Here is a 25334-nt window from a genome sequence, read left to right as displayed (position 1 = left end):
ATACCTTTGTCAGGAAAAACACGGTGACCGATCCAGCCTGAAAAGCACCTGGGCAACCGGTTTTTCGGAACGACTTCCATCCCATGAAACGAGATACCATCCTGTTAATCGGGTCCAACGGACAGATCGGCACGGCCCTCCTGCCCCGGCTCCAGGACCTTTTCGGAATCGACCACGTCGTGGCGGCCGACATTCGCCGTCCGGAACGGGCGACCGGCCTCTTCGAACTGGTGGACGCCACCCGGGCGCTCGATCTAGCCGAGGTGGTCCACCGGCATCGGGTCACGCAGATATACCACCTGGCGGCCGTCCTTTCCGCCCGGGCCGAGGCCGACCCGATCGGGGCCTGGAACCTGAATATGCAGACCCTGCTCAACGTGTTTGAAGTGGCCCGGACGTGCCGCATCCGAAAGGTGTTCGTACCCAGCTCGATTGCGGCTTTCGGCGAGGATGCTCCCAAAGACGAAACCCCGCAGACGGCCCTGCTCGACCCCTCCACCGTCTACGGCATCAGCAAGGTGGCGGCCGAAAACTGGTCGCTCTACTACCACAAACGCTACGGCCTCGACGTCCGCTCCCTCCGTTATCCCGGCCTGATCAGCTACCAGTCCATGCCGGGGGGAGGCACCACCGACTACGCCGTATCCATCTTTCACCATGCCGTGCAGGACCTTCCCTTCGACTGTTTCCTGCGGGAAGATACGCTGCTGCCCATGATGTATATGGACGACGCCCTGCGGGCCACCCTCGAACTGATGGAGGCTCCCTGGAAACGCATCCGGGTCCGGACCTCCTACAACCTCGCCGGGATGAGCTTCACTCCGGCCCGGCTGGCGGACGCCATCCGACTTTATTACCCTGATTTTAAGGTGACCTACTCGCCGGATTTCCGGCAGCAGATCGCCGATTCCTGGCCCCGGAGCATCGACGACTCAGTGGCCCGGAAGGACTGGGGCTGGAAACCGGCCTTCGACCTGCCCCGGATGACCCATGAAATGATCAGCCACCTGTCGGAAATCTACCATCCGACCGTTCATTCCCTTTGACAGCCATGTACGGAAACATTCAGAACCAATTACAGGAAGAGCTCGACGGTATCCGGAAAGCGGGGCTCTACAAATCGGAGCGCATCATCGTGTCCCCCCAGTCGTCGGTGATCGCCATTCAGGACGGGCGGGAGGTGCTCAACTTCTGCGCCAACAACTACCTCGGGCTGTCATCGCACCCGGAGGTGATCAAAGCCGCCCGCGAAGCCCTCGACACCCACGGCTTCGGGCTGTCGTCGGTGCGGTTCATCTGCGGCACCCAGGACATTCACAAGGAACTCGAACGGCAGACCGCCGAATTCGTCGGGGCAGAGGACTGCATCCTGTATGCGGCCGCCTTCGACGCCAACGGGGGCGTCTTCGAACCCCTGCTGGGTGAAGCCGACGCGGTCATCTCCGACGAACTGAATCATGCCTCGATCATCGACGGCATCCGGCTCTGCAAGGCCCGCCGGTTCCGGTACAAACATAACGACATGGCCGACCTGGAAGCGCAGCTCCAGGCTGCGGCCGGCAGCCGGCGCAAGCTGATCGTGACCGACGGGGTGTTCTCGATGGACGGCACCATCGCCCGGCTCGACCTGATCTGCGACCTGGCCGACCGCTACGAAGCGATGGTCATGGTGGACGAGTGCCACGCCAGCGGGTTCATGGGCAAAACCGGCCGGGGTACGCCGGAATACCGGAACGTGCTGGGCCGCATCGACATCATCACCGGCACCTACGGCAAAGCCCTCGGCGGGGCGTCCGGGGGGTTTACGGCCGCCCGGAAGGAAATCGTCGACCTGCTGCGGCAGCGGTCAAGACCCTATCTGTTCTCCAACACCCTGGCCCCGTCGATCGTCGGGGCTTCCCTGAAGGTGCTGGAACTGCTGCGGTCTTCGACCGAACTGCGCGACAAACTGGAAAGCAATACCCGGTATTTCCGGACGGCCATGACCGAAGCCGGTTTCGACATTCTGCCGGGCGAGCACCCGATCGTGCCGATTATGCTCTACGAGGCCCCGCTGGCTCAGGAGTTTGCGGCCCGGCTGCTGGAAGAAGGCATCTACGTCATCGGTTTCTTCTACCCGGTGGTGCCGAACGGAAAGGCCCGCATCCGGGTGCAGATCTCGGCCGCCCACGAACCCGCCCACCTCGAAAAAGCGGTGGCGGCCTTCACCAAAATCGGAAAGGAACTAGGCGTTCTGCAGGAGCAGCTCGGCTGACCGGCGCCCCACCTGCCCCAAACCAAACCGGGGGCTGGTGGGGGAAGCGGTTTTTCTTCCCAACCGGTTTGTCATCCCGAGGAACGAGGGAACTGGCGGCTGAATAAACCATCTGACCGGGCGCCTAAGCTCAGGATCCCTCCTGCGTCGGGATGACAAAACACCCCCAACCCCCTGAAAGGTTGTTTAAATAAGGGGTTTTGCTTCCAGGTCGGATGGTCCTCCGGGGGAACAAGGCCGGCCGGACCACCCCCCAGCCCCCTCCTTGGCAAGGAGGGGGAGTGCGCTGCCAGATTCAAACCCTGCGGAGCCACCCCCTCCTTGGCAAGGAGGGGGCTGGGGGGTGGTAGATTATTTTATTTTCTGAAGAAAGATTTGAATCGATTCGGAACCTTACCGTACGGGTGGTGTTATTAATAAGTCAGCCCCATCATTCGGATCGGTACCTTCAGGCGGTTTTCCCCACTTTACCGTACCCCTTCACAACAGGACCTGATCGTTACGCGTTTTTACATTATACATTCAACGGTTTCCACTCTTATTTATGAACCAGCTTGCTACTCTCCTGCAAAGGATTCAGGAATACTCCACCCGAACGGAAGGCGGTTACTACATTTCCAACTTTCACACGTCCAACGCCTACAACGGCTCTCCCCTGTTCCGCGTCCACTTCAAACGGGACCAAAGTCAGAAACCGTCCTCTTTCGACGTAAAGATTCATTATGCCGGCCAGTTCGTCGTCGACTTCAAGAACCCGGATCAGGATTTCGAGCAGTATTCTTTTACCGACTGCAACGAAGTAATCGGATTTTTAACCGGTAAATAGTATCTTATCGTCCACCCAGCTTTTAGATCTAATTTTAACCAACCCCAAAAAACAGCATGGCTAAATCCCAGGAAACTTTCAACAAAAAAGAAAAAGAAAAAAACCGACTGAAGAAAAGACAGGAGAAGGAAGAGAAGAAAGAGGCCCGCAAAGCCAGCGGAGGCAAAAACCAGAGCCTGGAAGAAATGTTCGCCTACGTCGATGAAAACGGCAATATCACTTCTACCCCGCCCGATCCGAACCGGCGGAAGGCGACCAAAGCCGAAGATATTGAAATCGGGGTTCCCCGGCAGCGGGACATCCCGGAGGCCGACCCCATCCGGAAAGGCATCGTTACCCTTTTCAATGAGTCCAAAGGCTTCGGGTTCATCCGTGACCTCCAGAGCCAGGAAAGCCTGTTTGTCCACGTTTCCCGCGTCAAGGAGCCGATCCGTGAGCGCGACAAGGTGGAATTCGAGGTGGAAATGACCCCGAAAGGCGCCAACGCCGTCAACGTCCGCAAATCGGAAGGATAAGGTCATCCGGAAGGTACCCGGCGGACGGACCTGCCGAATGCATTCGATGAGTTCGCCGTCTTCGACGGGGGCGGAATCGAACCACTGCACTTCGTAGCTTTCATGGAATGAAGGCAGGCCGTACCGGCTGCCTTTCCGTCTGCCCGTTCCCCCGGCCGGGCCTGCCTCCTCTTGTCCCCTGTTGGTTCACGGCCTCCCTGAAGCCGGGCCTGGTGGTCTGGTATTCCTTTTAACTCCTGCGGCAGACCAACGGTCGGCACCACCGGCATGTGTTCAACCGGGTACGGCCCCGACCTCTGAAAGCCCCTCCCTTCTAAAACGGAATCATCAAAAACGGAAAAAGCTTCCCGTCAGACCGTGTCTTTCGGGAAGCTTCTTTTTTTCCGGCACCTGCCGGGGACGAGGGTCAGTCGGTTTCGATATAATTCAGATCTTTCTGGAACGTCTCCTCCATGTATCCCAGGGCAATCAGGGCAGCCGCCACCGTCAGGAGCCCAACGCCCAGGGCGCTGTACAGGACACCGAAGTACGATTTACCGAGGAGGAACAGGGAAGTCAGCGGAATGACGGCGCCCCGGACGAAATTCGGGGCGGTGGTAGCCACCGTCGCCCGCAGGTTGGTGCCGAACAGCTCGGCCGCAATCGTGACGAACAGGGCCCAGTAGCCGTTGGCGACGCCCAGCAGGACGCAGACGCCGTAAAACAGCGTCGTGTCGCGCATCGGGAAGAGCAGGTAAACCAGGATGAAAATCAGGGAGAGGAAGATAAAACCCCGGATGGCCTGCTTGCGGCTTTTCAGGGTCTGGCTGAGCAGGCCGCTGGCCACGTCCCCCACCACCTGCCCGGCGAAGGCCAGCATCACGGCCTTTCCGGCCATGACCGGTTCCGAAAGACCCATCGCCTGCCCGAACTCCGGTGAGAACGTGATCAGGATGCCGACCACGAACCAGATCGGCAGTCCGACCAGGATGCACTGGAGGTATTTGGCCAGCCGTTTCCGGTTGCCGAAGAGCATCATCAGATCGCCCCGGCGTACCTGTTTCTGCTTGACGGCCTCGAACGCGCGGGATTCGAAGATATTCACCCGCAGCACCAGCAGCATCAGGCCCAGCCCCCCGCCGATGAAATACGACAGGCGCCAGGCAAAAAGCTCGGCTACGAAATAAGCCATGATGGCTCCCAGAACCCCCATGGTGGCGACGATGGTGGTTCCGTAGCCCCGGATCTGTTTCGGCAGGACCTCAGTCACTAAGGTGACTCCGGCCCCCAGCTCGCCGGCCAGCCCCACCCCGGCCACAAACCGCAGGATCGCGTATTGCTCGAGGCTGGTCACCAGACCGTTCCCGATGTTGGCCAGCGAATAGATCAGAATCGACCCGAACAGGACCGAGAGCCGGCCCCGCTTGTCGCCCAGCACCCCCCAGAAAATACCGCCCAGGAGCAGGCCCGCCATCTGCATGTTGAGCAGCAGGATGCCGTCGGGCAGCAGCCGGTCGGCCGGGACGTTCAGGTCTTTCAGGCTCGGCACCCGAACCACGCTGAAGAGGAACAGATCGTACATATCCACCAGGTAGCCCAGCGCGGCCACCAGAACCGGCAACTGGAAAATCTGGCGGCTCAGGCGTTCCTCCGTTTTGACTTGATCGATCATGAATGTTTCAGGTTGGGTTGGAAATCACACTTGGGTGGGCACCGTATAGGGGGCCCGGTAGGGTCGGGTCAGCAGGGCGTTGGCCTCCGTATCCCCGATAAACGTCTCTTTCTTCGGATCGAACTTCAGGGTCCGGCCCAGCCGGTAGGCGATGTTGCCGAGGTGGGCGATACCGGACGACAGGTGCGCCGTTTCCACCGGCCCGTTCAGCTTCGACTTGTCGCGCGCCCGGACGGCCTCGATGAAGTTCAGGTAATGGTCACCCCCCGCGTGGCCCGCCGGTCCCGGAGTGCGTTCCTTGCCCAGAAACGTCTTGTAGTCGTTATACCCGTTGACGACCATGTAGCCCTTGTCGCCGTAGAAGAAGTTGCCGATCTCGACCCCGTCCTCCTTATTGGTCATCCAGGGCCGCACCTCGAACTGAATCACCTTGCCTTCCTTCGGGTAATTATAGGTCGAGGACAGCGTTTCGGGCGTTTCCTTGCAGTCTTTCCAGAGGTATTTACCGCCTGAGGAAGAGATCACTTCCGGAAAACCCACGTCGAGGCCCCACATGCAGAGGTCGGTTTCGTGGATGCCCTGGTTCCCGATGTCGCCGTTGCCGTAATCCCAGAACCAGTGCCAGTTGTAGTGAACGTAGTTCTGACTGAACGGACGGGTTTTGGCCGGCCCCTGCCACAGATCCCAGTTCAGCCCCTCCGGCACCGGGGAGGTTCCTTTGTTGCCGATGTCGGGCCGCCACTTGTACACCACGCCCCGCGCCATATACACCCGTCCGATCAGGCCGCTCCGCAGGTGCTGAATCGCTTCCTGAATAGCCGTCGAACTCCGCAGCTGCACGCCGTGCTGAACGATCCGCTTGTATTTGTTGGCGGCATCGACCAGCTTCCGGCCTTCCGACAGGTTGTGCGACCCCGGCTTTTCGACGTACACGTCCTTCCCGGCCTGACAGGCCCAGATGGCCGCCAGCGCGTGCCAGTGGTTCGGGGTGGCGATGCTGACGGCGTCGATGTTCTTGTCGTCGTACACCTGGCGCAGGTCCTGGATGGTCTGCACCTTGCGTCCGTAGGTCTTCTCGAAATCGGCGGCCCGCTCGGCCGATACCACCTTGTCGACGTCGCAGAGGGTCACGACCTCGACGTTCGGTAGTCTGGAAAAGCCGGCGATATGGTCTTTGCCCCGTCCGTTGACGCCGATCACGGCCACCCGGATGCGGTCGTTGGCGCCGAAGGCATGGGCCGGAATGATGGCCGGCATCCCCAGCACCGCCAGCGAACCCGTGGCCGCGGTGCGGATGAAATTTCTGCGGGAATCTGACTGGTTGCTCATAATGGTTTGGGGGTTAAGGGGTTGGGAGTTGGAGAGTGTAGGATTGCCGTCGGGTTACAATCTGGGCAGGGTCAGGCCGCCGTCGACCATGATGACCTGCCCGGTCGAATAGGGAAAATCCATTCGGGCGAGGGAGGCCACCGCCCGGCCCACGTCGTCGGGAAAGCCCCAGCGTTTCTGAACGGTCAGCCCTTCTCCGATCAGCTTGTCGTATTTTCCGGTAACCCCGGCCGTCATGTCGGTTTTGATAATGCCCGGACGAACCTCATATACCGGAATGTCGAACTCGCCGAGCCGCGCGGCAAACAGCTGGGTAGCCATACTCAGCCCGGCTTTGGCGATACAGTATTCTCCCCGGTTCACGGAGGCCACCGTGGCCGAGATGGACGAAACGTTGACGATGCAGCCGGTAAACGTGCCGTCTTCCTCCTTCTGCCGGATCATCCAGTTGGCGGCCGCCTGGGTCAGGAAGTAAGCCCCCTGCAGATTGGTCGTCAGCACGTGCCGGAAACTTTCCTCGGTGGCTTCCAGAATGTCCCGGCGCTCCTTCGGGGCCACCCCGGCATTGTTGACCAGCACGTGCAGCCGCCCGAAATGCGACCGGATCCGTTCCATCATGTCGGCCCGGGCTTCGGCCGAGGCCACGTCGCCGGGGCAGTACAGCACCCCGGCCCCTTTGGCCCGCAGGCCGTCCAGCGCTTCCCGGACGGATTCCTCCGGCCGGACGCCGTTGATGGCCAGGTCGAAACCGGCCCCGGCCAGGTGTTCGGCAATCCCGTATCCGATGCCCCGGCTTCCGCCGGTCACGAAGGCGACCTTTTTCATTGCGGTAATTCAGGAATATCGACCCAGCACCGTTTCGACCAGCTTTCAATCCCTTTTTCCGCCAGCTGAACCCCTTTGGCGCCCTCGTAGAGCGACCAGGGGAACGGCTCGTCCTTCACGACGTGCTTCAGGAACAGTTCCCACTGCACCTTGAAGGCATTGTCGAACGGCTCCTGTTCCGGCACTTTCGCCCAGCCTTCGTAGAATTTGATCGGCTGCTCGATGTCCGGATTCCAGACCGGCTTGGGCGTGTTGCCGTAGTGCTGGATATAACACTCCCGCAGCCCGGCCACGGCCGAACCCTTCGTTCCGTCGACCTGGATGGTCAGCAGGTCGTCGCGACGGACGCGCACCGTCCAGGAGGAGTTGAAATGGGCCACGATGCCGCCTTCCAGTTCGAAGGTGGCATAGGCCGCGTCGTCGGCGGTGCAGACGTAGGGTTTGCCCTGCTCGTCGATGCGTTCGGGGATGTGGGTGGCGCCGAGGCAGGAAACCGCCTTCACCTTGCCGAACACGTTGTCGAGCACATACCGCCAGTGACAAAGCATGTCCACGATGATGCCGCCGTCGTCTTCCTTCCGGTAATTCCAGGAAGGCCGCTGCGCCGGGATGCTGTGCCCTTCGAACACCCAGTACCCGAATTCCCCCCGAACGGACAGAATCCGGCCGAAGAAGTCGTTCTCGATGAGTCGTTTCAGCTTCAGGAGGCCCGGCAGCCAGAGTTTGTCCTGCACGACTCCATTTTTCAGCCCGGCGGTTTTGCAGAGCGTATACAGTTCGAGGGCGGTTTCGGTGCTGACGGCGGTGGGTTTTTCGCAATAGATATGTTTGCCGGCCTCCACGGCTTTCCGGACGCCTTCGGCCCGGCGACCCGTGGTCTGGGCGTCGAAATAAATCTGGTTGGAGGGGTCGGCGAGGGCTTCGTCCAGGTTGGTGGTCATTCGGGAAATACCGGCCTGCCGGCAGAGGGCCTCCAGCTTGTCGGCGTTGCGGCCGACGAGGATGGGGTCGGGCAGGATGACTTCGTCCGTTCCGACCCGGACGCCCCCCTGTTTGATGATGGCGACGATGGAGCGCAACAGGTGCTGGTTGGTACCCATACGGCCGGTGACGCCGTTCATGATGATGCCGATCTTGTGTTCTTTCATTCGTTACGAGTGTTCCAGGTAAGCTTTTTTTATGTTTTCAAGAAATTCGTGCTGGTCGCCGGCCCAGAGCCGGTTGGAAAATATCTCGACCTCGTTGAAACCGGAAAAGCCGGTGGCCTCCACCCAGCCCCGGATCTGCCGAAGGTCGATGCATCCCTCGCCCATGAGCCCCCGGTCGTTCAGCAGGTCGACGGTCGGCGTGCGCCAGTCACAGATATGAAAAGCCAGCAGGTGGCCGTTTTTACCGCACCGGTAGATTTCCTGTTCGAGTGTAGGGTCCCACCAGAGGTGATATACGTCCACCGCCACGCCCACGAAAGGGGAGTTCAGTTCCTCCGCCATGTCGTTGGCCTGGCCGAGGGTGTTGACGGCGGAGCGGTTGTCGGCATACATCGGGTGGAGCGGCTCGATGGCGAGCTTCACCCCGGCGGCCTCGGCCTGGGGCAGCAGGGCCGCGATGCCGTCCCGGATCTGTTTCCGGGATTCGGCCAGCGGCTGGCCTACGGCGGCCCCGCAGACCAGAACTACGTGCGGAGCGCCCAGTTCGGCGGCTTCGTCGATGGCCCGGCGGTTATCGTCGATAGCGGCCTGTCGGCCGGTTTCTTTCAGATGGGGAAAAAAGCCGCCCCGGCACAGCGAAACGATGCTCAGGCCCTCGTCGAGGAGCATCTGCCCGGTTTGCCGGATGTTTTTCCCGGCCAGCGTATCCCGCCAGACCGTAATTCCCTTCACGCCGGCCTGGGCGAAATGCTGCGCGGCCTTCTCGATGGTCCAGGGTTTGGTGGTGATGGTATGAACGCAGAGCCTTGAAAAGTCGGTCAGGGGCGCTGCGGTGGTAGGTGCATCGCTCATTGCAGGGCTCCGAAAAAGGTGTAATACGGTTCGTTCCGGATGATCCGCTGGAGATACAGCGCCACCTCCCGGATGTGATAATCGCCCCACATGCTCGATTCGCCGTAGGGGATGGCACTCCCGGCGGGCACGTAGTCCCAGCCGTTGGGCCGGTGGTAAATGGAATGCAGCAGCAGGCCCTGGTGGTTGGGGTCGGTGCTGAGGTACGGCTCCCGGAAGAGGGTGTTCAACACGGTCAGACCGGCCTGCCAATACCGGTTGCCGGCCTCATTCCGGCCCTTTTCGGTCAGGTATTTTCCGAGCCGCAGCAGGCCCTGCGCCCCGATGGCGGCCGCCGAACTGTCGACCGGCTCGGCCTCGTTGAACGGCTCGGCCGGGTGGTCGAGGTAATCGCCCAGACGGACCAGGCCGGGGGCGCCGGTGTCCCAGTAAGGCACGCCGTCGACGGGCGTATGTTCAATGAAAAAGTCGCAGGTGGCGGTGACGGCTTTCAGGCAGAAGTCCTCGACGGCTTCGCGGCCCCCGAAGGGCTGGAGTTCGTTGTCGTCGATGGTCTGAAGGTATTCGAGCTGTTCGGCGAAACCGCACATGGCCCAGGCCAGCCCCCTCGTCCAGGTCGTGAAGCCGGAGTAGCCCTGCTGGGAGTTGGGGCAGCGGAAGTTGCCGTCTTTCGTGTTGAAGACGCTTTCGTGGGCCGTGCGGCCCCACAGGTCGTAGGAGTCGCGGCCCTCGCCGTAGAAGACCGAGTAGTCGGCGGTGGCTTTCATGTGCTGGAGGGCCCGCTCCAGGAGGTTGATCCGGGCGTCGCCTTCGGCCTGGTACACATGGCCGAGGCTGTGGCTCAGAACCACTGCCCGGCACGAGCGGATGGTATCGACAAAAAGGGAGTGCGGGCCGTTGAAGGAGTGGATGAACCCGCCGGTTTTGGTGACGGTCCAGCGGCCGGCCTGAACGGCGCCGGAAATCTTGAGGGCCAGTTCATAAAAGTTCTTTTCCCACTCCACGGCTTCGGTTCTTCCTTCGTGCATCAGGCGCAGCAGGTTGCCGTAGGTGCTGACGTTGTTGAAGCCGTGGTCGTGAACGCCGATATGGCTGACGTGGGGAGCCATGACCTCGACCGTTCTGGCCCGGCCCCTTTCGAGGAATTCAGCATCGCCGGTGGCGTCGAACTGGAGAATGGCCGATCCGAACTGGAAACCCTGGGTCCATTCGGTCCAGCCGCGGGTGGTGTAGCGGCCCTGGACGGTGAACACCGGGGACCCCTTGGCGGGGTCATAATGCTGGTCGATCAGGCGGATTTTTTGGGCGGACAACTCCCAGAATTGCTGAAGAAGAGAGGTAAAATCGGCCGGCGTCAGGGCCTCGTCGATGTGAATCATTTGACAGGGAATAAACGAAAGGAAGGATAAAAACTACGTTTATAACCCAAAGAGAAAAGGCGCAGGGAATTACCGTTTCCCGGTAAAATAAGTTGACTATCGGGTGACTTATCGGGCGGTTTGGTTGATATATCCACGAAAAAGAGCGAATTTCGCCCCTTAATCCGGCCTCCTGCTCACCGAAGCCGGTTTCATTTTCAGTTCTGTAGTGTCATTCTCATGGGAACGTGGCTTTCACGAATCATACTTTCCAACCGGATTTACTGGCTTATCTTCTTAGTGATTACGACGGCCCTGATGGGCTTTCTGGGCACCCGGCTCCAGCTTTCTTATCAGATTGCGCGGGTGCTGCCCCTGTCGGACTCCACCCAGCTGCATTACGAGGAGTTTAAGAAGCGGTTCGGCGCCGACGGGGCGCTGATGGTGGTCGGCTTCCGGAGTTCGCAGTGGTTCGATCTGCCGGTTTACCAGCGCTGGTACGACTTTTCCAACCAGGTCCGGGAACTCGACGGCGTGAAGGAAGTGCTCTCCACTGCGCGGCTGTACACCCTGCAGCGCACCGACTCCGCCTGGGCCGCCCAAGCCGTCGTTCCGCATAGACCGGCCACCCAGGCCGAGGCCGACAGCCTGCACAAAGCCGTGATGAACCTGCCCTTCTACGAGGGGCTGCTGTTCAACTCCGGGTCCAAAGCCACCCTGATGGCGATTTCACTGGACGAAAAAACCCTGAATTCCAAACAGCGCATCGGCTTGGTGGAAACCATCCGGAAGTACGGTGCCGAATTTGCGAAAGGGACCGGGCTGGAGGTTCACTATTCGGGATTGCCCTCCATCCGGACCGAGGTGATGAAAAAGGTTTCGGGGGAGATGAAGCTGTTCATGGCGCTGGCCGCCCTCGTCACGGGCGGCATGGTCTGGCTGATGTTCCGATCGTTCCGGGTGGTCTGGATCTCGCTGACGGTGGTGCTGATGGGGGTCTGCATCAGCGTGGGGGCGCTGGCCGCGTTCGGCTATGAGATCACCCTGCTGACCGGCCTTCTTCCGCCCCTGCTGATGGTGATCGGGGTGCCGAACTGCGTCTTCCTGATCAATCAGTACCACGCCGAACTGGCCGAACATGGCAGCAAACAGCGGGCGCTGGAAAATACCATCCGGAAAATCGGGCTTTCCTCTTTCCTCGCCAACGTTACGACCGCCATCGGGTTCGGCGTGTTTTACTTTACCAACAGCCGGCTGCTGATGGAGTTCGGGGTGGTGGCCGCCCTCTGCGTCCTGGCCCTGTACGTCATCTGTCTCCTGCTGGTCCCGATCATCCTGAGTTACCTGCCGGTGCCGACCCAAACCGACCGGACGGTGCTGCGGGAAGGGCGCTGGAGTAAACTGCTGAACCGCATCGACGGCTGGGTGCAGCACCGCCGGCCGGTCATCTACGGCCTCGTTACCGCCATTACGCTGGTGAGCGCCCTGGGCCTGACGCGCATCCGGGTGGAAGGCTTCGTGGTGGACGACCTGCCCCAGAACGACCCGGTCTACACCGACCTGCGGTTTTTTGAACAGGAATTCAAGGGGGCGCTGCCGCTGGAGGTGATGATCGACACCCGGAAACCCAACGGCCTGTTTGCCGACGCCGGTCGGGCGCTGTATAAAATCCGGGCGATGGAGCGGATTCTGGACGACTACCCCGAGATTTCGAAACCCCGGTCCATCGTGGACGCCATCCGGTTCGCCTACCAGGCCTACCGGGGGGGCGACGCCAGGTATTACGTGCTTCCCCCGGCCCTGGAACTCCAGAAACTGTCCCGGGAAACCCCGATTTCGACGGGTTCTCCAAGCGGCTCCTCCTCGCTGGTCCAGTCGCTGGTCGATCCCCGGAAACAGGTGACCCGCATCAGTTACCAGATGGCCGACATCGGCTCCATCCGGCTCGGCGAACTGCTGTCGAAACTCCGGCCCCGCCTGGATTCGCTGTTTACCGATACGGACTACGAGGTCAGCCTCACCGGCCACAGCCTGGTTTTCCTGAAAAGCAACGACTACCTGCTCGGCAACCTGTATGAAAGCCTCCTGATCGCCATCGTGCTGATCGCGCTGGTGGGCATGGTGCTGTTCCGGTCCATCCCGATCATTCTGCTCTCCAAGCTTCCGTGTCTGATTCCGCTGCTGGTGACGGCCGGGATCATGGGCTACGTGGACATTGCCTTCAAACCGTCGACCATCCTGATCTTCAGCATCGCCTTTGGCCTGGCCTCCGACGGCACGGTATACTTTCTGACCAGTTACCGGCGCCATCTGGGCCTCGGGAAGGCGCCGAAGGCGGCCCTGTCGGGGGCCATCCATGAAACCGGGGTGAGCCTGATCTACACGGCGCTGATCCTGGCCGGCGGCTTTGCGGTTTTTGCCGCTTCCGGCTTCGGGGGTACGGCCGCGCTGGGCGTGCTGGTGGCGACGACGGTCCTGATGGCCTGTGTGACCAACCTCGTGCTGCTGCCGGCCCTGCTGCTGTCGCTGAAGCGATACCGGGTATAAAAAGAGGAAGCGGGCCGGGCGGTCCGCTTTTTTTTGCCCTCCCGTTTTGTTAACTTCACAGAGATTTGGGGAGGAGAAAGCAATGTTGATTATTTCCGGTGCGGACTTTTTAAAGTTAGGAATCAAAACCCGTTATGACGTTGTCGTCAATGCGACCCTGGAGGGGAACCAGGCGTTTCTGTTTCATCAAAAACTGAACGTATCGAAAGCCGTTTCGGAGTTGCTGGCCGATGATGAAGTCGGCCCGACGGTCTTTCGTCAGCTCCGGATCATGATCCTGGAAAGCAGCCCCAGCCTGTAGGACAAAGGGCCGACAGCGGTTCAGGAAAGGCAGAAATGATAAAAGACGCGGGCCGGAGACCCCTTAAGCCGGCTGCTGAACGTAATATCCCAGCCTTCCGTTCGAAACGCATTCAGGACGGATTCCAGGTACGGGCTTTCAAATACCGCCACCTTGATCCGGGCGCCCGAAGCAATGACCTCCGCCCAGCTTTCCAGTTGTTCGTTGATCATCGTGATGAGGAATTCCGGTCCGAACTCTTCGGCCGAAGACGATTCAGGATGCATTCGGAATTTTTCGTAATATACTGATTTCAAGCGGCCCCGGTCCGGGAGACCGCCGGGAGTCTGCGACGCCATTGCGGGCGAACGGGCATTTTATTCGTTTCCCGAATCGACCGGGAAAGAAGCCGGTCTGCGGGACGACCGTCCCGATGCGGTCACCTCCGGCGAGGTTTCCTGCCCCATCGTTCGCGGGTCCACCATTCCGACCAGATCGAAGGAAGCGTTCAGTTCGGCCAGCCGGTCCTTCAGTTCCTCCAGCTGCCTGGGATAAACGCTTTTCAGAGTCTGAACGTCGGCCGGCTTCAGCACCACGAGGGCTTCCGACAGCGGCAGCCGCCCCACCTCGGCAATATCGCAGAGCCGACGCCGGCGGACCAGTCCGTAGAGGGCCAGCCGGGTCTGGACGCGCAGCGGAATCTGGTCCAGCGTTACCGGAGCAACCGACCGGAACAGGTCTTTCCGTCGGCCCACTTCTTTCTCCAGCAGGGCCTGCAACCGGTAGAGGGTCGAACCGGATAGCGTCTCCACTTTCCGGGCAAGCTGGGCGGGATTCAATTCATCCATGAAACAATCAGGTACGGTGGTTTCCGACCCTGAAATTACGGTCTCCCGCTGCCGAAACCAAGCCGCGCCGAAAGGCTATTTGAAAAGTGAAAATCCGGCCCGGTTTAATCGCCTAACCCTTAGTCCCCTTAGGCTTTTCCCGTATCGAAACGATACAGGTAAGGCGCTTTGTGGGAGCCTCCGCCGTACTTCTTCTGCACCCGTTCAAGGATACCGAGGCTCAGCATCTTCCGCTGAAAATTCGTTCGCTGAAACTTGCGGTTCAGGATGGTCTCGTACACGCCCTGCAGCTCAGCCATCGTGAACATTTCCGGTAACAGGTTGAAACCGACCAGCTTATGGTCCAGCATCAGCCGCAGGGTTTCGAGGGCTTTTTCCACCAGCCGGGCGTGATCGAACAGCAGGGGCGGCAGGGTGCCGACGTCGTGCCAGTCACAGCGGTCGGAAAACAGGTCGGGGGTGGGCGTTACCTGATCGTAATCGACCAGGGCATAATAGCCGATGGAGACGAAACGCTTCCACATCCAGAAGTCCGGGTCGAAGGGAATGCCGAAACTTTCGAAAATCTGCTGATGAACCCGGTTGTTGGTCCGGTCATGCCGCCCGAAAACGCCGAACTGTTCCAGGTAGATGCGGGTGAGTCCGGTGCGTTCGGCCAGGATGCGGGCCCCGGCCTGATCGGTATCTTCTTCCTGATAAATGTATCCGCCGGGCAGGGCGTACAAGTCGGCATTGGTCAGCTTCAGGAGCAGAACCTTGAGCTGGCTGGCGTGAAATCCAAAGACGACGCAGTCGATGGACAGGTGGGGCAGAAAACGGTCACCGTTTTCGACCAGTTCAATCAGCAGGGTGTCGCGGGGTTCGGAAGGTTCCATCATACGGTGGCAAAATTAGGGAATTCAGCCGGTTTCAGGGAATCAGGCCGGAAGGAACAAACTGAAGGTCGACCCCTGGCCCGGGCGGCTCCGGGCGGTGATGAGCCCGCCGTGATTGGTCGCCACCTTCTGGCAGATGGCCAGGCCGACGCCGGTTCCGGCGAATTCCTTCGTCACGTGCAGCCGCTGGAATACCTGAAAGATTCGTTCCGAATACCGCTCATCGAAACCAATTCCGTTGTCGGCGACATCGATGCGGTAAAAGTCTCCGCTCCGCCCCCCCATCAGTTCCAGCGGCAGGTCGGGGGGAAGAATTTTCAGGGAATCGACCCGGATGCGCGGGATGATCGGCTCGCCGACCAGGTTCACCCGGCTGAACTTGATGGCGTTGCTGAGCAGGTTCTGGAAAAGCTGCACCAGCTGGGACGGATCTCCCGCCACGACCGGCAGCGGCCCGACCATCACCTGCGCCCCGGTTTCCTCGATGGCGATGGAGAGGTTTTCCATGGCGTTTTCAACCACGTTTCCGAGAGGGATCGGAATGGTCGGCACCTGGCGGGTCGAAATCCGGGAATAAGTCAGCAGGTCCCGGATGAGCCGGGACATCCGGTGGCCGGCGGTTTCAATGCGGTTCAGCAGGTCGCTGCCTTTTTGTCCGAGTGCCGGGCCGTATTCCTCCCTGAGCAGGCTGCTGAAGGCCTGGATTTTCCGGAGCGGCTCCTGGAGGTCGTGGCTGGCGATGAAGGCAAACTGTTCGAGGTTTTCGTTGAGCCGGGTCAGGTTGGTATTGGCCTCGGCCAGCGACTGGGTCCGCTGCTCGACGCGTTCTTCGAGTGCTTCGGATAATTCGCGGTAGCGGTTCTCACTTTTCTCGGCGCGCTGGCTGGCCTGTACCTGCCCCGTCACGTCGATGGCAATATCGAGGATGGCATAGACCCGGCCTTCGGAATCGAACAGGGGAGAATAGGTGAAGTTGTAATAATTATCGGTCAGCACCCCATCCCGGACGACCTTGACCAGGGCGCCGTAGGTATGGAAGGTTTTACCGGTGGCGTAGACCTTTTCGAGAATCTGCAGGAAGGGCTGGTTTTCGGTGATCAGTTCCGGCATCACCTCCCGCAACGGTTTCCCCACGATATCGGGCCCTTTGCCGACAATGTCGATGAAGGCCTGGTTGGGGAGCTGGACCTCCAAGTCCGGCCCCACGAACAGGCCCATGGCGGCCGGGGCGGTGGCGATGATGGACCGCAGTCTGGCTTCGCTGGCTTCCACCTCCCGGCGGGCGAGCACCTGGCGCGTCACCTCGACCACCACGACCAGAACGCCGACATTGCCGTTTTCCTCGTGCCAGGGCTGATAGGTAAAATCGACGTAGATGGTTTCCGGGCCGCTTCCCCGGAGGAGGGTAACGGCCACTTCCTTGGCCGAGAAGGGAGTCCCGGTAGTCATCACCCCTTCCAGCAATTCGCGAAAGCCCTGCCCTTCGATCTCCGGCAGCACCTCCAGCAGCGGACGGCCGACCAGCTGCCCGGGCGTTCTTCCCACCAGGGCCCCGTAGAACGGGTTGGCCATCCGGAAGGTCAGGCCGGGGTTGGAAATCACGGCGATGGCCACCGGGGCCTGTTCGAACGTGGCCAGCATCTGCCGCTGCGTCTCCTCGATCTGCTGCCGGGCCAGAACGGATTCCGTCACGTCCTGAACAATCCCGCTGAACCGTACCACCTCCCCTGCTTCATCCCGGATCGTACTGCCTTTGGCCTGCACCCAGCGGTAGGCGCCCGTGGGCGTCAGCGTCCGGAAAACCTGATTGTGTTCGGTTTCGTTTCTGGGGTCGACGGCCTGAAGATTGGCCTGCGCCACCCGTTCCCGGTCGTCGGGATGGACCTGAGCCAGCAGAGCCTCCGGGGTCACTTCCGCGTCCGGGGGCAGGCCGAAGAGTTCGCGGCAGATGGCGGAGTACTGGACCTGACCGGAATGAAAGTTGTAATCCCAGGTGCCCACCCCTGCGGCCTGCAGGGCGGAGCGGAGACGGTCTATCTCCGCCGAAAAGTGATGATCAAAGGGCATGGTTGAATGAATCTGCCGAAGTAGAAAATTATCGTTATTTCTTCATCCGTCCAAATTAAACTATTTCCTGACTACCTTTAACGCCAAAATCCGACTCCGTTATGCAGCCCCTTCGCATCGCAACCGCCCAGTTTGAAAATGCCAGTGGCGACAAAGCCGGCAACCTCGCCGTCATCCGCAGCCTCTCCGCCGAAGCCGCCCGTCAGGGCGCCCAGGTAGTCGCATTCCACGAATGTTCGATCACCGGATATACCTTTGCCCGGCATCTTTCCCGGGAACAGATGCTCGACCTGGCCGAACTGATTCCGGAGGGCGAGAGCATCCGGGAACTGACCCGGATCGCGCAGGATAACGACATCGTCGTGCTGGCGGGTCTGTTCGAGAAAGACCGGGAAGACCGGCTTTTCAAGGCGTACGTCTGCGTCGATAAAAACGGGCTGGTCGCCAAATACCGCAAGCTGCATCCTTTCATCAACCCTCACCTGCTGCCCGGGAACGAATACGTGGTGTTCGACCTGCTGGGCTGGAAATGCGGGATTCTGATCTGCTACGACAACAATGTAGTGGAAAACGTCAGGGCCACGGCCCTGCTCGGCGCGGACATCATTTTCATGCCCCACGTGACCATGATGACGCCATCGACCCGGCCGGGTGCCGGTTTCGCCGATCCGGCCCTGTGGCACCACCGCGAAAACGACCCCACTTCCCTCCGGCTGGAATTCGACGGCCTGAAGGGCCGCGCCTGGCTCATGAAATGGCTCCCCGCCCGGGCCTATGACAACGGGGTGTTCGTGGTGTTTTCCAATCCCATCGGAATGGACGACGACCAGCTGAAAAACGGCTGTTCTATGATTCTGGACCCCTTCGGGGATATTCTGGCCGAATGCCGGAAACTGGGCGATGAAGTCGTTACGGCCACGCTTTCCCCCGAAAAGCTGGAACAGGCCGGCGGATACCGGTACCGGAAAGCCCGCCGTCCGGACCTTTACCGGGAGGTGCTCGGACAGGAACACCAACCCGAACAGAAAGTAGTCTGGCTGAACCCCGGACCCGGGGAGGCTCCCCGGGAAGTTAAGTAAAGCCGCCCCGTATCGTGCGGAACCGGACCACCACCTACAGCCGGACCGGCAGGTAGACCTGGAAGGTGCTGCCGACCCCCGGCGTGCTGCGGGCGGTGATGTGTCCCTGGTGGTTTTCCACCACCTTCCGGCACAGCGCCAGCCCGATGCCGGTGCCTTCATACTGGTCTTTGTTGTAAAGCCGCTGGAACATCTGGAAAATCCGGTTCAGGTATTTCTCATCGAAGCCGATGCCGTTGTCGGCTATTTCCACCACCACATACGACCGGTTCGGGTCGAGTTCGGGCAGTTCCCGGATTTCCGTCAGGTCCGGAATCCGCCCGGCCACGCGGATCCGGGGCGCTCGGTCCGGCACCCGGTATTTCAGCGCATTGGTCAGGAGGTTCTGGAGCAGCTGGGTCAGCTGGCGGCCGTTCCCCCACACCCGGGGCAGCGGAGAGACCTCGACCACGGCATTCACCTCCTGAATCTGGATTTCCAGGTCCATGATCACGTCGTTGATCAGCGGATTCAGATCTACGGGGCCGTATTCGTCCTGCTGGGTCGTCAGCCGGGAGAAGGCCAGCAGGTCCTTGATCAGCCGGGACATTCGCTCGGCGGCCGAGTTCATGCGCTGGACCAGCCGGAAGCCGTCCGAACTGAGCTGTTGTCCGTACTGGGCTTCGAGCAGGTCGCTGAACGACTGGATCTTCCGTAAGGGCTCCTGAAGGTCGTGGCTGGCGGCATACGCGAACTGCTGGAGGTTGTCGTTCGTCTGCCGGAGGATCCGGTTGGCCTGATTGAGTTCTTCCGTCCGGCGCTGCACTTCCCGTTCCAGCCCCTGCTCGGTCATTCGCCGGGCGGTGATGTCCTGCGAGGTGCCCCGGATTTCGACGGGTTCTCCCTGCTCGTTGAAAAGCACCCGCGCCTGGGTATGCATGACCTGCTCCCGGCCGGACGACCGATTGACCAGGGTGTATTCGAGGTTGACGGTTCCGGGAGAAGCCGGGTCCATGGCCGCCAGGAAGGCCTGCTGAACCCGTTCCAGATCATTTTCGTGGAAACTGCGGTTGACGGCATCCGTCGTGACCGGATTCTCTGAAAGGCCGAGCCATTGCAGCACCCGATCCGAGCAGTCCACCACCCCCGTCCGGGGGTGGATGGTCCAGGTACCGAGTTCGGCCAGATTGATGGCTTCCCGCAGGTTTTCTTCCACCTCCATCAGCTGCCGTTTGGCATTGACCTGGTAGGTAATGTCAACCGCCATGTTCAGAATGGCGTACACCTCGCCGTCGGCGTTCCGGAGCGGCTTATAGGTAAAGTTGAAATAGAAAGTCCGAAGCTCCCCATCCACGATCAGGTCGGCGCGGTCTTCCTTGCCCTGGTAGGCGACGCCGGTAGCAAACACCTCCTCCAGCAGGTGAAGGAACGGCTGACCTTCCAGCTCGGGGATGCCCTCTTTCAGGGTCTTGCCGATCACGGAAGCGTCTTTGCCCCAGAGGGTCAGCATGGCTTCATTGGCCAACTGGATCCGCATTTCCCGGCCCACGTACACGGCCGTCGCCATCGGAGCGTCCAGAATGAGGTTCCGGAAGCGTTTTTCACTTTCTTCGAGTTCGCGTCGGGCCCGTACCTGCTGGGTGACTTCGGTAGCGATGACCATCACCCCGCTGACGATGCCGTCGGCCTCCCGAACCGGCGCGAAAACAAAGTTGAAGAAACATTCCTCCAGCCGGCCGTTCCGCACCAGGAGGGCCACGGTTTCGTACCCGTAGAACGATTCTCCCGAGGCCATTACGCCTTCCAGCAGTTCCTTAAACCCCTGCCCTTCGATTTCGGGGAGCGCCCGGAGCAACGGCAGGCCGATGATCGACGGGTCTTTCCCCCACAGGAGCAGGACGGGATCGTTAGCCGATTCGATCACCAGGTCCGACCCGCGCAACAGGCCCATGGCAACGGGCGCCTGCAGAATCATGCTTCGGAATCGCTTCTCGCTCTCGACGAGGGCCTGCCGGGCCGCGAGTTCAGGCCGGAGATCCCGCATGACCGCACCCACGGCGATCGGTTGCCCGGTATTCGGGTCATCGATGCGGTGGGTGTGGTTGTTGACGGGGAACACCTCGCCGGTTTTCCGGTGACGGACCAGCATCGTGCCGGACCACCGGCCCTCGTTCATCACCGCGGGGAGCACTTCCCGGCTCACTTGTTCGAAATCTTCGGCCCGGTGGAGTTCGGAAATCGGCGTGTCCAGCACTTCCTGCTCGGTGTCGAAGCCCAGCATGTCGCGGCCGGCCTTGTTGAGGTAGGAGTTTTTGCCGTCCAGTTCCAGAATGGACATCAGTTCGACGCTGTTTTCTACCAGAATGCGAAGCTTGAGCTGCTCCTCCCGCAGTTTCAGCTGGTCGGTCAGGTCCCGGATGATGGTAAAATAGCAATCTTTCCGGCCGGCGGCATCCTCGATGATGGTCGTATGAATATTGACCCAAAGCAGGGTGCCGTCTTTCCGGATATACCGTTTGTCGTAAGAAAAAGAGGTGTTTCCTTCGGTCATGAGGCCGGCCAGCAGCTCGCGGTTGCGGGGCAGGTCGTCCGGATGGGTGAACAGGCTGAAATTGGCGTTCATGAGTTCGTCCATCGGATAGCCGGTCATGCGGCAGAACGCCTGGTTGATGAGGAGCAGGTTGCCGCCGAAGTCCGTGAGGGCGATGCCGACGGAAGCATTGTCGAAGGCGATCTGAAAACGCAGTTCGACATTCCTGAGGGCCTCGTCCTTCCGTCGCACTTCGGTGATGTCGAGGCAGGTTCCGGCAAACCGGTAGGCGACGCCCTTTTCGTCAAAGTACGCCTTGCCGCGACAGCGCAGCCACCGGAATTTGGATTCATCAGGCTGGTAGGTGCGGAATTCTGCTTCGTAAAAACCGCCCGAAGCCGGGTCGAGGGCCTGGCGGATCAGCCCGTTTACCCGTTCGCGGTCGTCGGGATGAACATAATCCCACGTCCGGGAATAGTGGATGGTTTTTTCCTCCGGAAACCCGAAGGCGGCCCGGGTCCGGTGGTCGAAATCGAGCATGCCCCGTACCGGATCGAGGTCCCAGGTGCCGATGTCGGCCGACTGGAGGGCAAACCGCATCCGCTCCTCGCTTTCCTCGATTTTCCTTTGATACAGAACATTTTCAGTAATATCCTGAAGCGCGCCCATCAGCCGGACGGCCCGGCCGTCTTCCAGAACGGTAAAGCTCCGGTCGAACACGTAGGCGTAGGTACCGTCGCTGCGCAGGAAGCGGTATTCACCTGACCAGTGCCGACCGCCGACCCGGATGACGGCATTCACTTCCTCCACCACCCGGTCCCGGTCGTCCGGATGAATTCGGCTGGTCCACGAGCGGCTGTCGGGTTCCACCTCACTGGGCCGATAGCCGAACAGGGGGTAAAATTCGTCGCTCCACCAGAGAGCATCCGTTTCCAGATTCCAGTCCCACTGGACATCCCGGATCAATCGTTTTTCAATCGCTCCCGAATGGCTGGTAATCGTTGGGGGGGTATTTTCAATGGGCGGCTCTTCACTCCTCATGCGGGAAGGACATTTTCACGGAACCTATAAAGGTAACGATAAAAGCGGAGAGAGGGAAGATTTGTTACCGGTTGACGGCTAAAGTAAGTTTTTAAAACATCCGGATGATTTGGGACAATATCCCGCAAATCGGCTTCGTTCGCACCTGAAAGGAAACTTGCATGTTTTCTGTCCGTTGCCCCACTTTTATCTCAACTGCGTTCTCATGACGATGGCACCCCGTCCCAATCGATATTATTACATCCGTCACCAGCCCACCCTGTTAACGGAGGAACTCCTGAAAACCGTCCAGCATGCTCCCGACCCCGCAGCCGCCTTACCCCAGCCCATTCGCCTGACCAAACACTGGCTGGCGGCCTTCGGCTTTCTGCCGGACGCCACCGCCACCTCCTGGTCGCTGGAGGACGCCCGGCTGGTAAACGGGATGAACTGCTGGCTCTGCGTGACGACCCGAAAATATTTGCAGTTCGTTCATGAACTTCAGGATCACTTTGAGGAATATTTCCATCTGCACCTCCAGCTTCTGAAACCGAACAGTTACTTAGCCCGCATCGCCTGAAGAGTCAGAACCCGGGCGGAAGCTGCCGGATGAACTCACCCAGCCAGAAGGCCACCTTGCGGTGACCTTCCGGATTCAGGTGCCCATCGATTCGAAAATAATCCTCGGTAGAAAGGTGGCCGGAAAGGTCACAATAGTAGATGCCTGAAAGCGCGGCCTCCCGTAGCCGCATGCGCAGGCCGGCACTCAAGCAGGACTGGATGCCGTGGGAGGACAGCTCGGTCACCACGATAGGGCCTGCATACACCTTCCGGATCTTTTTCAGGATGGGAATAAAGTGATCCAAATGCTGATTCTGGCCGTCCCCGGCCGGCGTCACGCCTTTACCGGAGTGGCTCGAGCCGGGTGGCCTGGAAGCCAGCTGATTTTCGATCAGATACTCCAGCCGCTGAAGCACCAGAAACGAGAGTTTGAAGGGGAACAGCCAGCGGTTGACCGTGTTCATCCGCACCGTCTGCTGATAGCGGCTGCGGCTGTAGTCCAGCGTACCCGTGTGCCGGTAGACCATGTTCTCACTCAGATCATTGTCGCAGTACTGGATCACCAGCGTGCCGCAATGCGAGCGGTCGAGCTCCTGCAGCAGCAGGTACTCGCGGGCCGTGCCGTAGGAGGAGATGCCCGCATTGAGCACCTTCCGACCGGTATGATGCTCCAGCAGCTGGGGGAAGGTTTCCTCCTGCTCGACGCCCCAGCCCATCGAAAACGAGTCGCCCAGCACGATCAGCTCCGGCTGGTGCAGCGAGGCTTCATCGTCACGCAGGCCCCGGGAGTTGATGCGCAGAGAGGTGGAAAACTCCAGGTTGCGGAAGTGGCCCTGGCCGGGTTTGAGCCGGTAGATCAGCCGGGGGTCGTAGCGGCTCAGGGCGGGGTTGACCTGGATGGCGTCGTTCTGCAGCAGGCCGTAGCCGCGGCCCCGGTAGACGCAGCTGCCCAGAAAGTGACCCAGCCCGTTGGTCGACCGGCTCCGGCCGGCGTCAAAAATGAAACCCCAGGTCAGCCCTTCGACCATCAGAATGAAAACGAACAACCGGAACCGGTCCCAGCGGAACAGGAGACCTATCCCCGTATACAAAGCACTGAATCCGAGAAGAATACATAAGGGGAAAAGATAGGTACCTGCCGGAAACCGGAACAGCATTTCATACCGGAACAGAGCAATGCTCAGGAACAACACCCCGCCCAGGAGGCCGGTCAATGCAACCTGAATTCTGGTCATGGCGGGCGTTAGTACGGGTGAAAGGAAAAGTCGTCCTGATTGACTTCGGCCGCCGTCTCTTCCGGGTGATCGCTGACGGTATACACCCGGTGTACGTCCCCATCCCGACCTTGCGTGATGACGGAAATCAGGATGGTTTCCTGCGGCCGGTCCGACGAACTGACCAGCCGGACCTCCGCCTTTTTCCCGTCGTAGTCCAGCACCCGTTTCCAGGTCCGGCCCTCGTCGGAGGAAACCATCAGCAGGCAGCGCGTACCGGAAGATATACTACAGTGCAGCAGGGCCCAGGTTTCGGTACCGCCGGCGGTTTTGCGGGTCACCATGTTGATGAGCGGGCAGCGCCGGTACGGGTCCGGAATCACCTGCCTGCGGTAGTTCAGGCCGTCGACGGTGGACATCAGGAAATTGGTACCGCCGAGGTAATCGCTGCCCAGCAGGACGGTATTGCCGGCTTCCACCATGGAGGTATACCCGCCGGTCTGGATATGAAAGGAGTGCAGCAGGTTCCAGCCGCTTTCCCGGGTCTTCCCCAGAATTCCGAAATCCTGCAGCGAACGGTTCAGCCAGATGCGCTTTTTGTTGTCGCCGTCGGTCAGCACCACGGCCTTCAGGAGGGGGCTGTATTTGACGATATGGATGTGCTTATTGACCCCGTACCGGATCAGGAAATCGTTCTTCTTCCACTCGCGGCCGTCGGAGTCGGACGAATAGAGATAGGCCAGATTTTTCCAGGCTTTGCCCAGCCACAGGGACCCGTATTCGCCGATCAGCAGCGTACCGTCGGGCAGTTCGGTCATGCCGTTGTTAAACAGGAAGTAACTGATCCGGGTCGTAAAGGACAGAACGGGTTTAAACTCCGTACCGGTTTCGGACCGCCACAGGCCCCCGTCGGAACAGACGAAAAGGTGGTTTTTCCGGGAAATGAACAGGGAAGTGATCGGATGGTTGAAAACGTGGGCGGGCTCCAGCGTCCGGCCCTGGTCCCGACTGAAAACCAGGATGTTGTCCTGCCCGTGAACCGTTCCCCAATACGTTTGATCGACCGAAATGAAGCAAAGCTTCCAGGCCGTATCGGTTGGTTTCAGGGTAAACGCCGGCCGGTTTCCCTCACCGGCCGCGTCGACCGCCTGAAGCCCTTCGATCTTTCCTTTTTTCAGGCGATAATAGGGGGAGCCGGTAAATTTCAGGTAGTTATCCTTTTCGATCAGACCAAAAAAATGCTGAAGCTCCCAGATCATGAAGGAAATCAACTCAATGAGTTTCCCGGTGCGATACACATTCATCAAAAAGGCGGGAAGCGTGAAAACGAGCTTAACGCTTCTCTTTCCGTAATAGCCGGAGTAAGAGGAGGACAGATCCATCGTGCAAAAAAGTAATTGATACAAAAGGACAAATAACCGATCGTCCCCTGGATTACAGGGGTTTCAGAGAAAGGGTGCAAGCATCAAAAAGAGGGGTGCAAACGGGAAGATCCGGTGCGGAATCACCGGATCGAAAGGATGGAATAAATGCCGGTATTATATAAAATACGAATGTAAAAACTGATCATCGACTA

21 protein-coding genes are annotated in these 25334 nt (G+C 59.9%); 8 read left to right on the top strand and 13 right to left on the bottom strand.

The window, feature by feature from the left end:
- Positions 1 to 83 precede the first annotated feature (83 nt).
- The 4 genes from DX909_RS02135 to DX909_RS02120 all read left to right on the top strand — a co-directional run bounded on the left by DX909_RS02135 (position 84) and on the right by DX909_RS02120 (position 3595).
- Entirely contained in the window at positions 84 to 1046 is a 963-nt protein-coding gene (locus DX909_RS02135; RefSeq protein WP_128543407.1) for an NAD-dependent epimerase/dehydratase family protein, read from the top strand.
- Positions 1047 to 1051: 5 nt separating this feature from the next.
- Positions 1052 to 2254: a glycine C-acetyltransferase gene (kbl, locus tag DX909_RS02130; protein WP_128543406.1), complete on the top strand. Its 1203-nt coding sequence runs from the start codon at positions 1052 to 1054 to the stop codon at positions 2252 to 2254.
- A 544-nt stretch (positions 2255 to 2798) separates the two neighbouring features.
- On the top strand, positions 2799 to 3080 hold the full coding sequence (locus DX909_RS02125; RefSeq protein ID WP_128543405.1) for a hypothetical protein: 282 nt from the start codon (positions 2799 to 2801) through the stop codon (positions 3078 to 3080).
- A 56-nt stretch (positions 3081 to 3136) separates the two neighbouring features.
- Entirely contained in the window at positions 3137 to 3595 is a 459-nt protein-coding gene (locus DX909_RS02120) for a cold-shock protein (protein WP_128543404.1), read from the top strand.
- 406 nt (positions 3596 to 4001) lie between these two features.
- Here the strand turns inward: DX909_RS02120 and DX909_RS02115 are convergent, their stop codons facing one another.
- Genes DX909_RS02115 through DX909_RS02090 form a run of 6 tightly spaced genes read right to left on the bottom strand, consistent with a single transcriptional unit; the run spans position 4002 to position 10779 of the window.
- Positions 4002 to 5246, bottom strand: coding sequence for an MFS transporter (locus tag DX909_RS02115; protein WP_128543403.1), 1245 nt, complete (start codon positions 5244 to 5246; stop codon positions 4002 to 4004).
- Positions 5247 to 5270: 24 nt separating this feature from the next.
- Positions 5271 to 6575, bottom strand: coding sequence for a Gfo/Idh/MocA family protein (locus tag DX909_RS02110; protein ID WP_128543402.1), 1305 nt, complete (start codon positions 6573 to 6575; stop codon positions 5271 to 5273).
- A gap of 54 nt (positions 6576 to 6629) precedes the next feature.
- The gene (locus DX909_RS02105) at positions 6630 to 7400 is read right to left on the bottom strand and encodes a 3-ketoacyl-ACP reductase (RefSeq protein WP_128543401.1); all 771 of its coding nucleotides are present in this window, start codon (positions 7398 to 7400) and stop codon (positions 6630 to 6632) included.
- The gene (locus tag DX909_RS02100; protein WP_128543400.1) at positions 7397 to 8548 is read right to left on the bottom strand and encodes a Gfo/Idh/MocA family protein; all 1152 of its coding nucleotides are present in this window, start codon (positions 8546 to 8548) and stop codon (positions 7397 to 7399) included. The genes DX909_RS02105 and DX909_RS02100 overlap by 4 nt, the downstream gene beginning before the upstream one ends.
- Positions 8549 to 8551: 3 nt before the next feature.
- Complete coding sequence (locus tag DX909_RS02095; protein ID WP_128543399.1) at positions 8552 to 9400, bottom strand: sugar phosphate isomerase/epimerase family protein; 849 nt, start codon at positions 9398 to 9400, stop codon at positions 8552 to 8554.
- Positions 9397 to 10779, bottom strand: a complete 1383-nt coding sequence (locus tag DX909_RS02090; RefSeq protein ID WP_128543398.1) for a glycoside hydrolase family 88 protein — start codon at positions 10777 to 10779, stop codon at positions 9397 to 9399. The genes DX909_RS02095 and DX909_RS02090 overlap by 4 nt, the downstream gene beginning before the upstream one ends.
- Before the next feature lie 219 nt (positions 10780 to 10998).
- On the opposite strand from DX909_RS02090, the gene DX909_RS02085 reads away from it, so the two are divergent.
- Positions 10999 to 13305, top strand: coding sequence for an efflux RND transporter permease subunit (locus DX909_RS02085; RefSeq protein ID WP_128543397.1), 2307 nt, complete (start codon positions 10999 to 11001; stop codon positions 13303 to 13305).
- 82 nt (positions 13306 to 13387) lie between these two features.
- Positions 13388 to 13606 (top strand): hypothetical protein, encoded by a 219-nt coding sequence (locus tag DX909_RS02080; protein WP_128543396.1) that lies wholly within the window; start codon positions 13388 to 13390, stop codon positions 13604 to 13606.
- 20 nt (positions 13607 to 13626) lie between these two features.
- Here the strand turns inward: DX909_RS02080 and DX909_RS02075 are convergent, their stop codons facing one another.
- The 4 genes from DX909_RS02075 to DX909_RS02060 all read right to left on the bottom strand — a co-directional run bounded on the left by DX909_RS02075 (position 13627) and on the right by DX909_RS02060 (position 17375).
- Positions 13627 to 13872: a hypothetical protein gene (locus DX909_RS02075; RefSeq protein ID WP_128543395.1), complete on the bottom strand. Its 246-nt coding sequence runs from the start codon at positions 13870 to 13872 to the stop codon at positions 13627 to 13629.
- A gap of 90 nt (positions 13873 to 13962) precedes the next feature.
- Positions 13963 to 14433 (bottom strand): hypothetical protein, encoded by a 471-nt coding sequence (locus DX909_RS02070; protein ID WP_128543394.1) that lies wholly within the window; start codon positions 14431 to 14433, stop codon positions 13963 to 13965.
- Between the two features lie 128 nt (positions 14434 to 14561).
- Positions 14562 to 15311 carry an NUDIX hydrolase gene (locus tag DX909_RS02065; protein ID WP_310589815.1) on the bottom strand — a complete coding sequence of 250 codons (750 nt, stop codon included), beginning with the start codon at positions 15309 to 15311 and terminating at the stop codon, positions 14562 to 14564.
- Between the two features lie 39 nt (positions 15312 to 15350).
- Positions 15351 to 17375, bottom strand: coding sequence for a PAS domain-containing protein (locus tag DX909_RS02060; protein ID WP_128543393.1), 2025 nt, complete (start codon positions 17373 to 17375; stop codon positions 15351 to 15353).
- A gap of 101 nt (positions 17376 to 17476) precedes the next feature.
- Here DX909_RS02060 and DX909_RS02055 point away from each other — a divergent pair, with 101 nt between their 5' ends.
- Positions 17477 to 18454, top strand: a complete 978-nt coding sequence (locus DX909_RS02055) for a nitrilase family protein (RefSeq protein ID WP_128543392.1) — start codon at positions 17477 to 17479, stop codon at positions 18452 to 18454.
- Positions 18455 to 18488: 34 nt separating this feature from the next.
- Here DX909_RS02055 and DX909_RS02050 read toward each other — a convergent pair whose 3' ends face one another.
- On the bottom strand, positions 18489 to 22004 hold the full coding sequence (locus tag DX909_RS02050) for a PAS domain S-box protein (RefSeq protein WP_128543391.1): 3516 nt from the start codon (positions 22002 to 22004) through the stop codon (positions 18489 to 18491).
- A 211-nt stretch (positions 22005 to 22215) separates the two neighbouring features.
- On the opposite strand from DX909_RS02050, the gene DX909_RS02045 reads away from it, so the two are divergent.
- Positions 22216 to 22563 (top strand): hypothetical protein, encoded by a 348-nt coding sequence (locus DX909_RS02045; protein ID WP_128543390.1) that lies wholly within the window; start codon positions 22216 to 22218, stop codon positions 22561 to 22563.
- Positions 22564 to 22567: 4 nt separating this feature from the next.
- Here the strand turns inward: DX909_RS02045 and DX909_RS02040 are convergent, their stop codons facing one another.
- Positions 22568 to 23779, bottom strand: coding sequence for a GDSL-type esterase/lipase family protein (locus DX909_RS02040; RefSeq protein ID WP_128543389.1), 1212 nt, complete (start codon positions 23777 to 23779; stop codon positions 22568 to 22570).
- An 8-nt stretch (positions 23780 to 23787) separates the two neighbouring features.
- A complete protein-coding gene (locus DX909_RS02035) occupies positions 23788 to 25062 on the bottom strand; it encodes an exo-alpha-sialidase (protein WP_128543388.1) in 1275 nt (424 codons plus the stop codon).
- Between the last annotated feature and the right edge of the window lie 272 nt (positions 25063 to 25334).

The sequence above is a fragment of the Larkinella soli genome, assembly GCF_003703975.1.
Taxonomy (GTDB): Bacteria; Bacteroidota; Bacteroidia; order Cytophagales; family Spirosomataceae; genus Larkinella; species Larkinella soli.
Note: the sequence above shows the minus strand (reverse complement) of the source record. Positions and strands in the feature narration are given on the sequence as shown.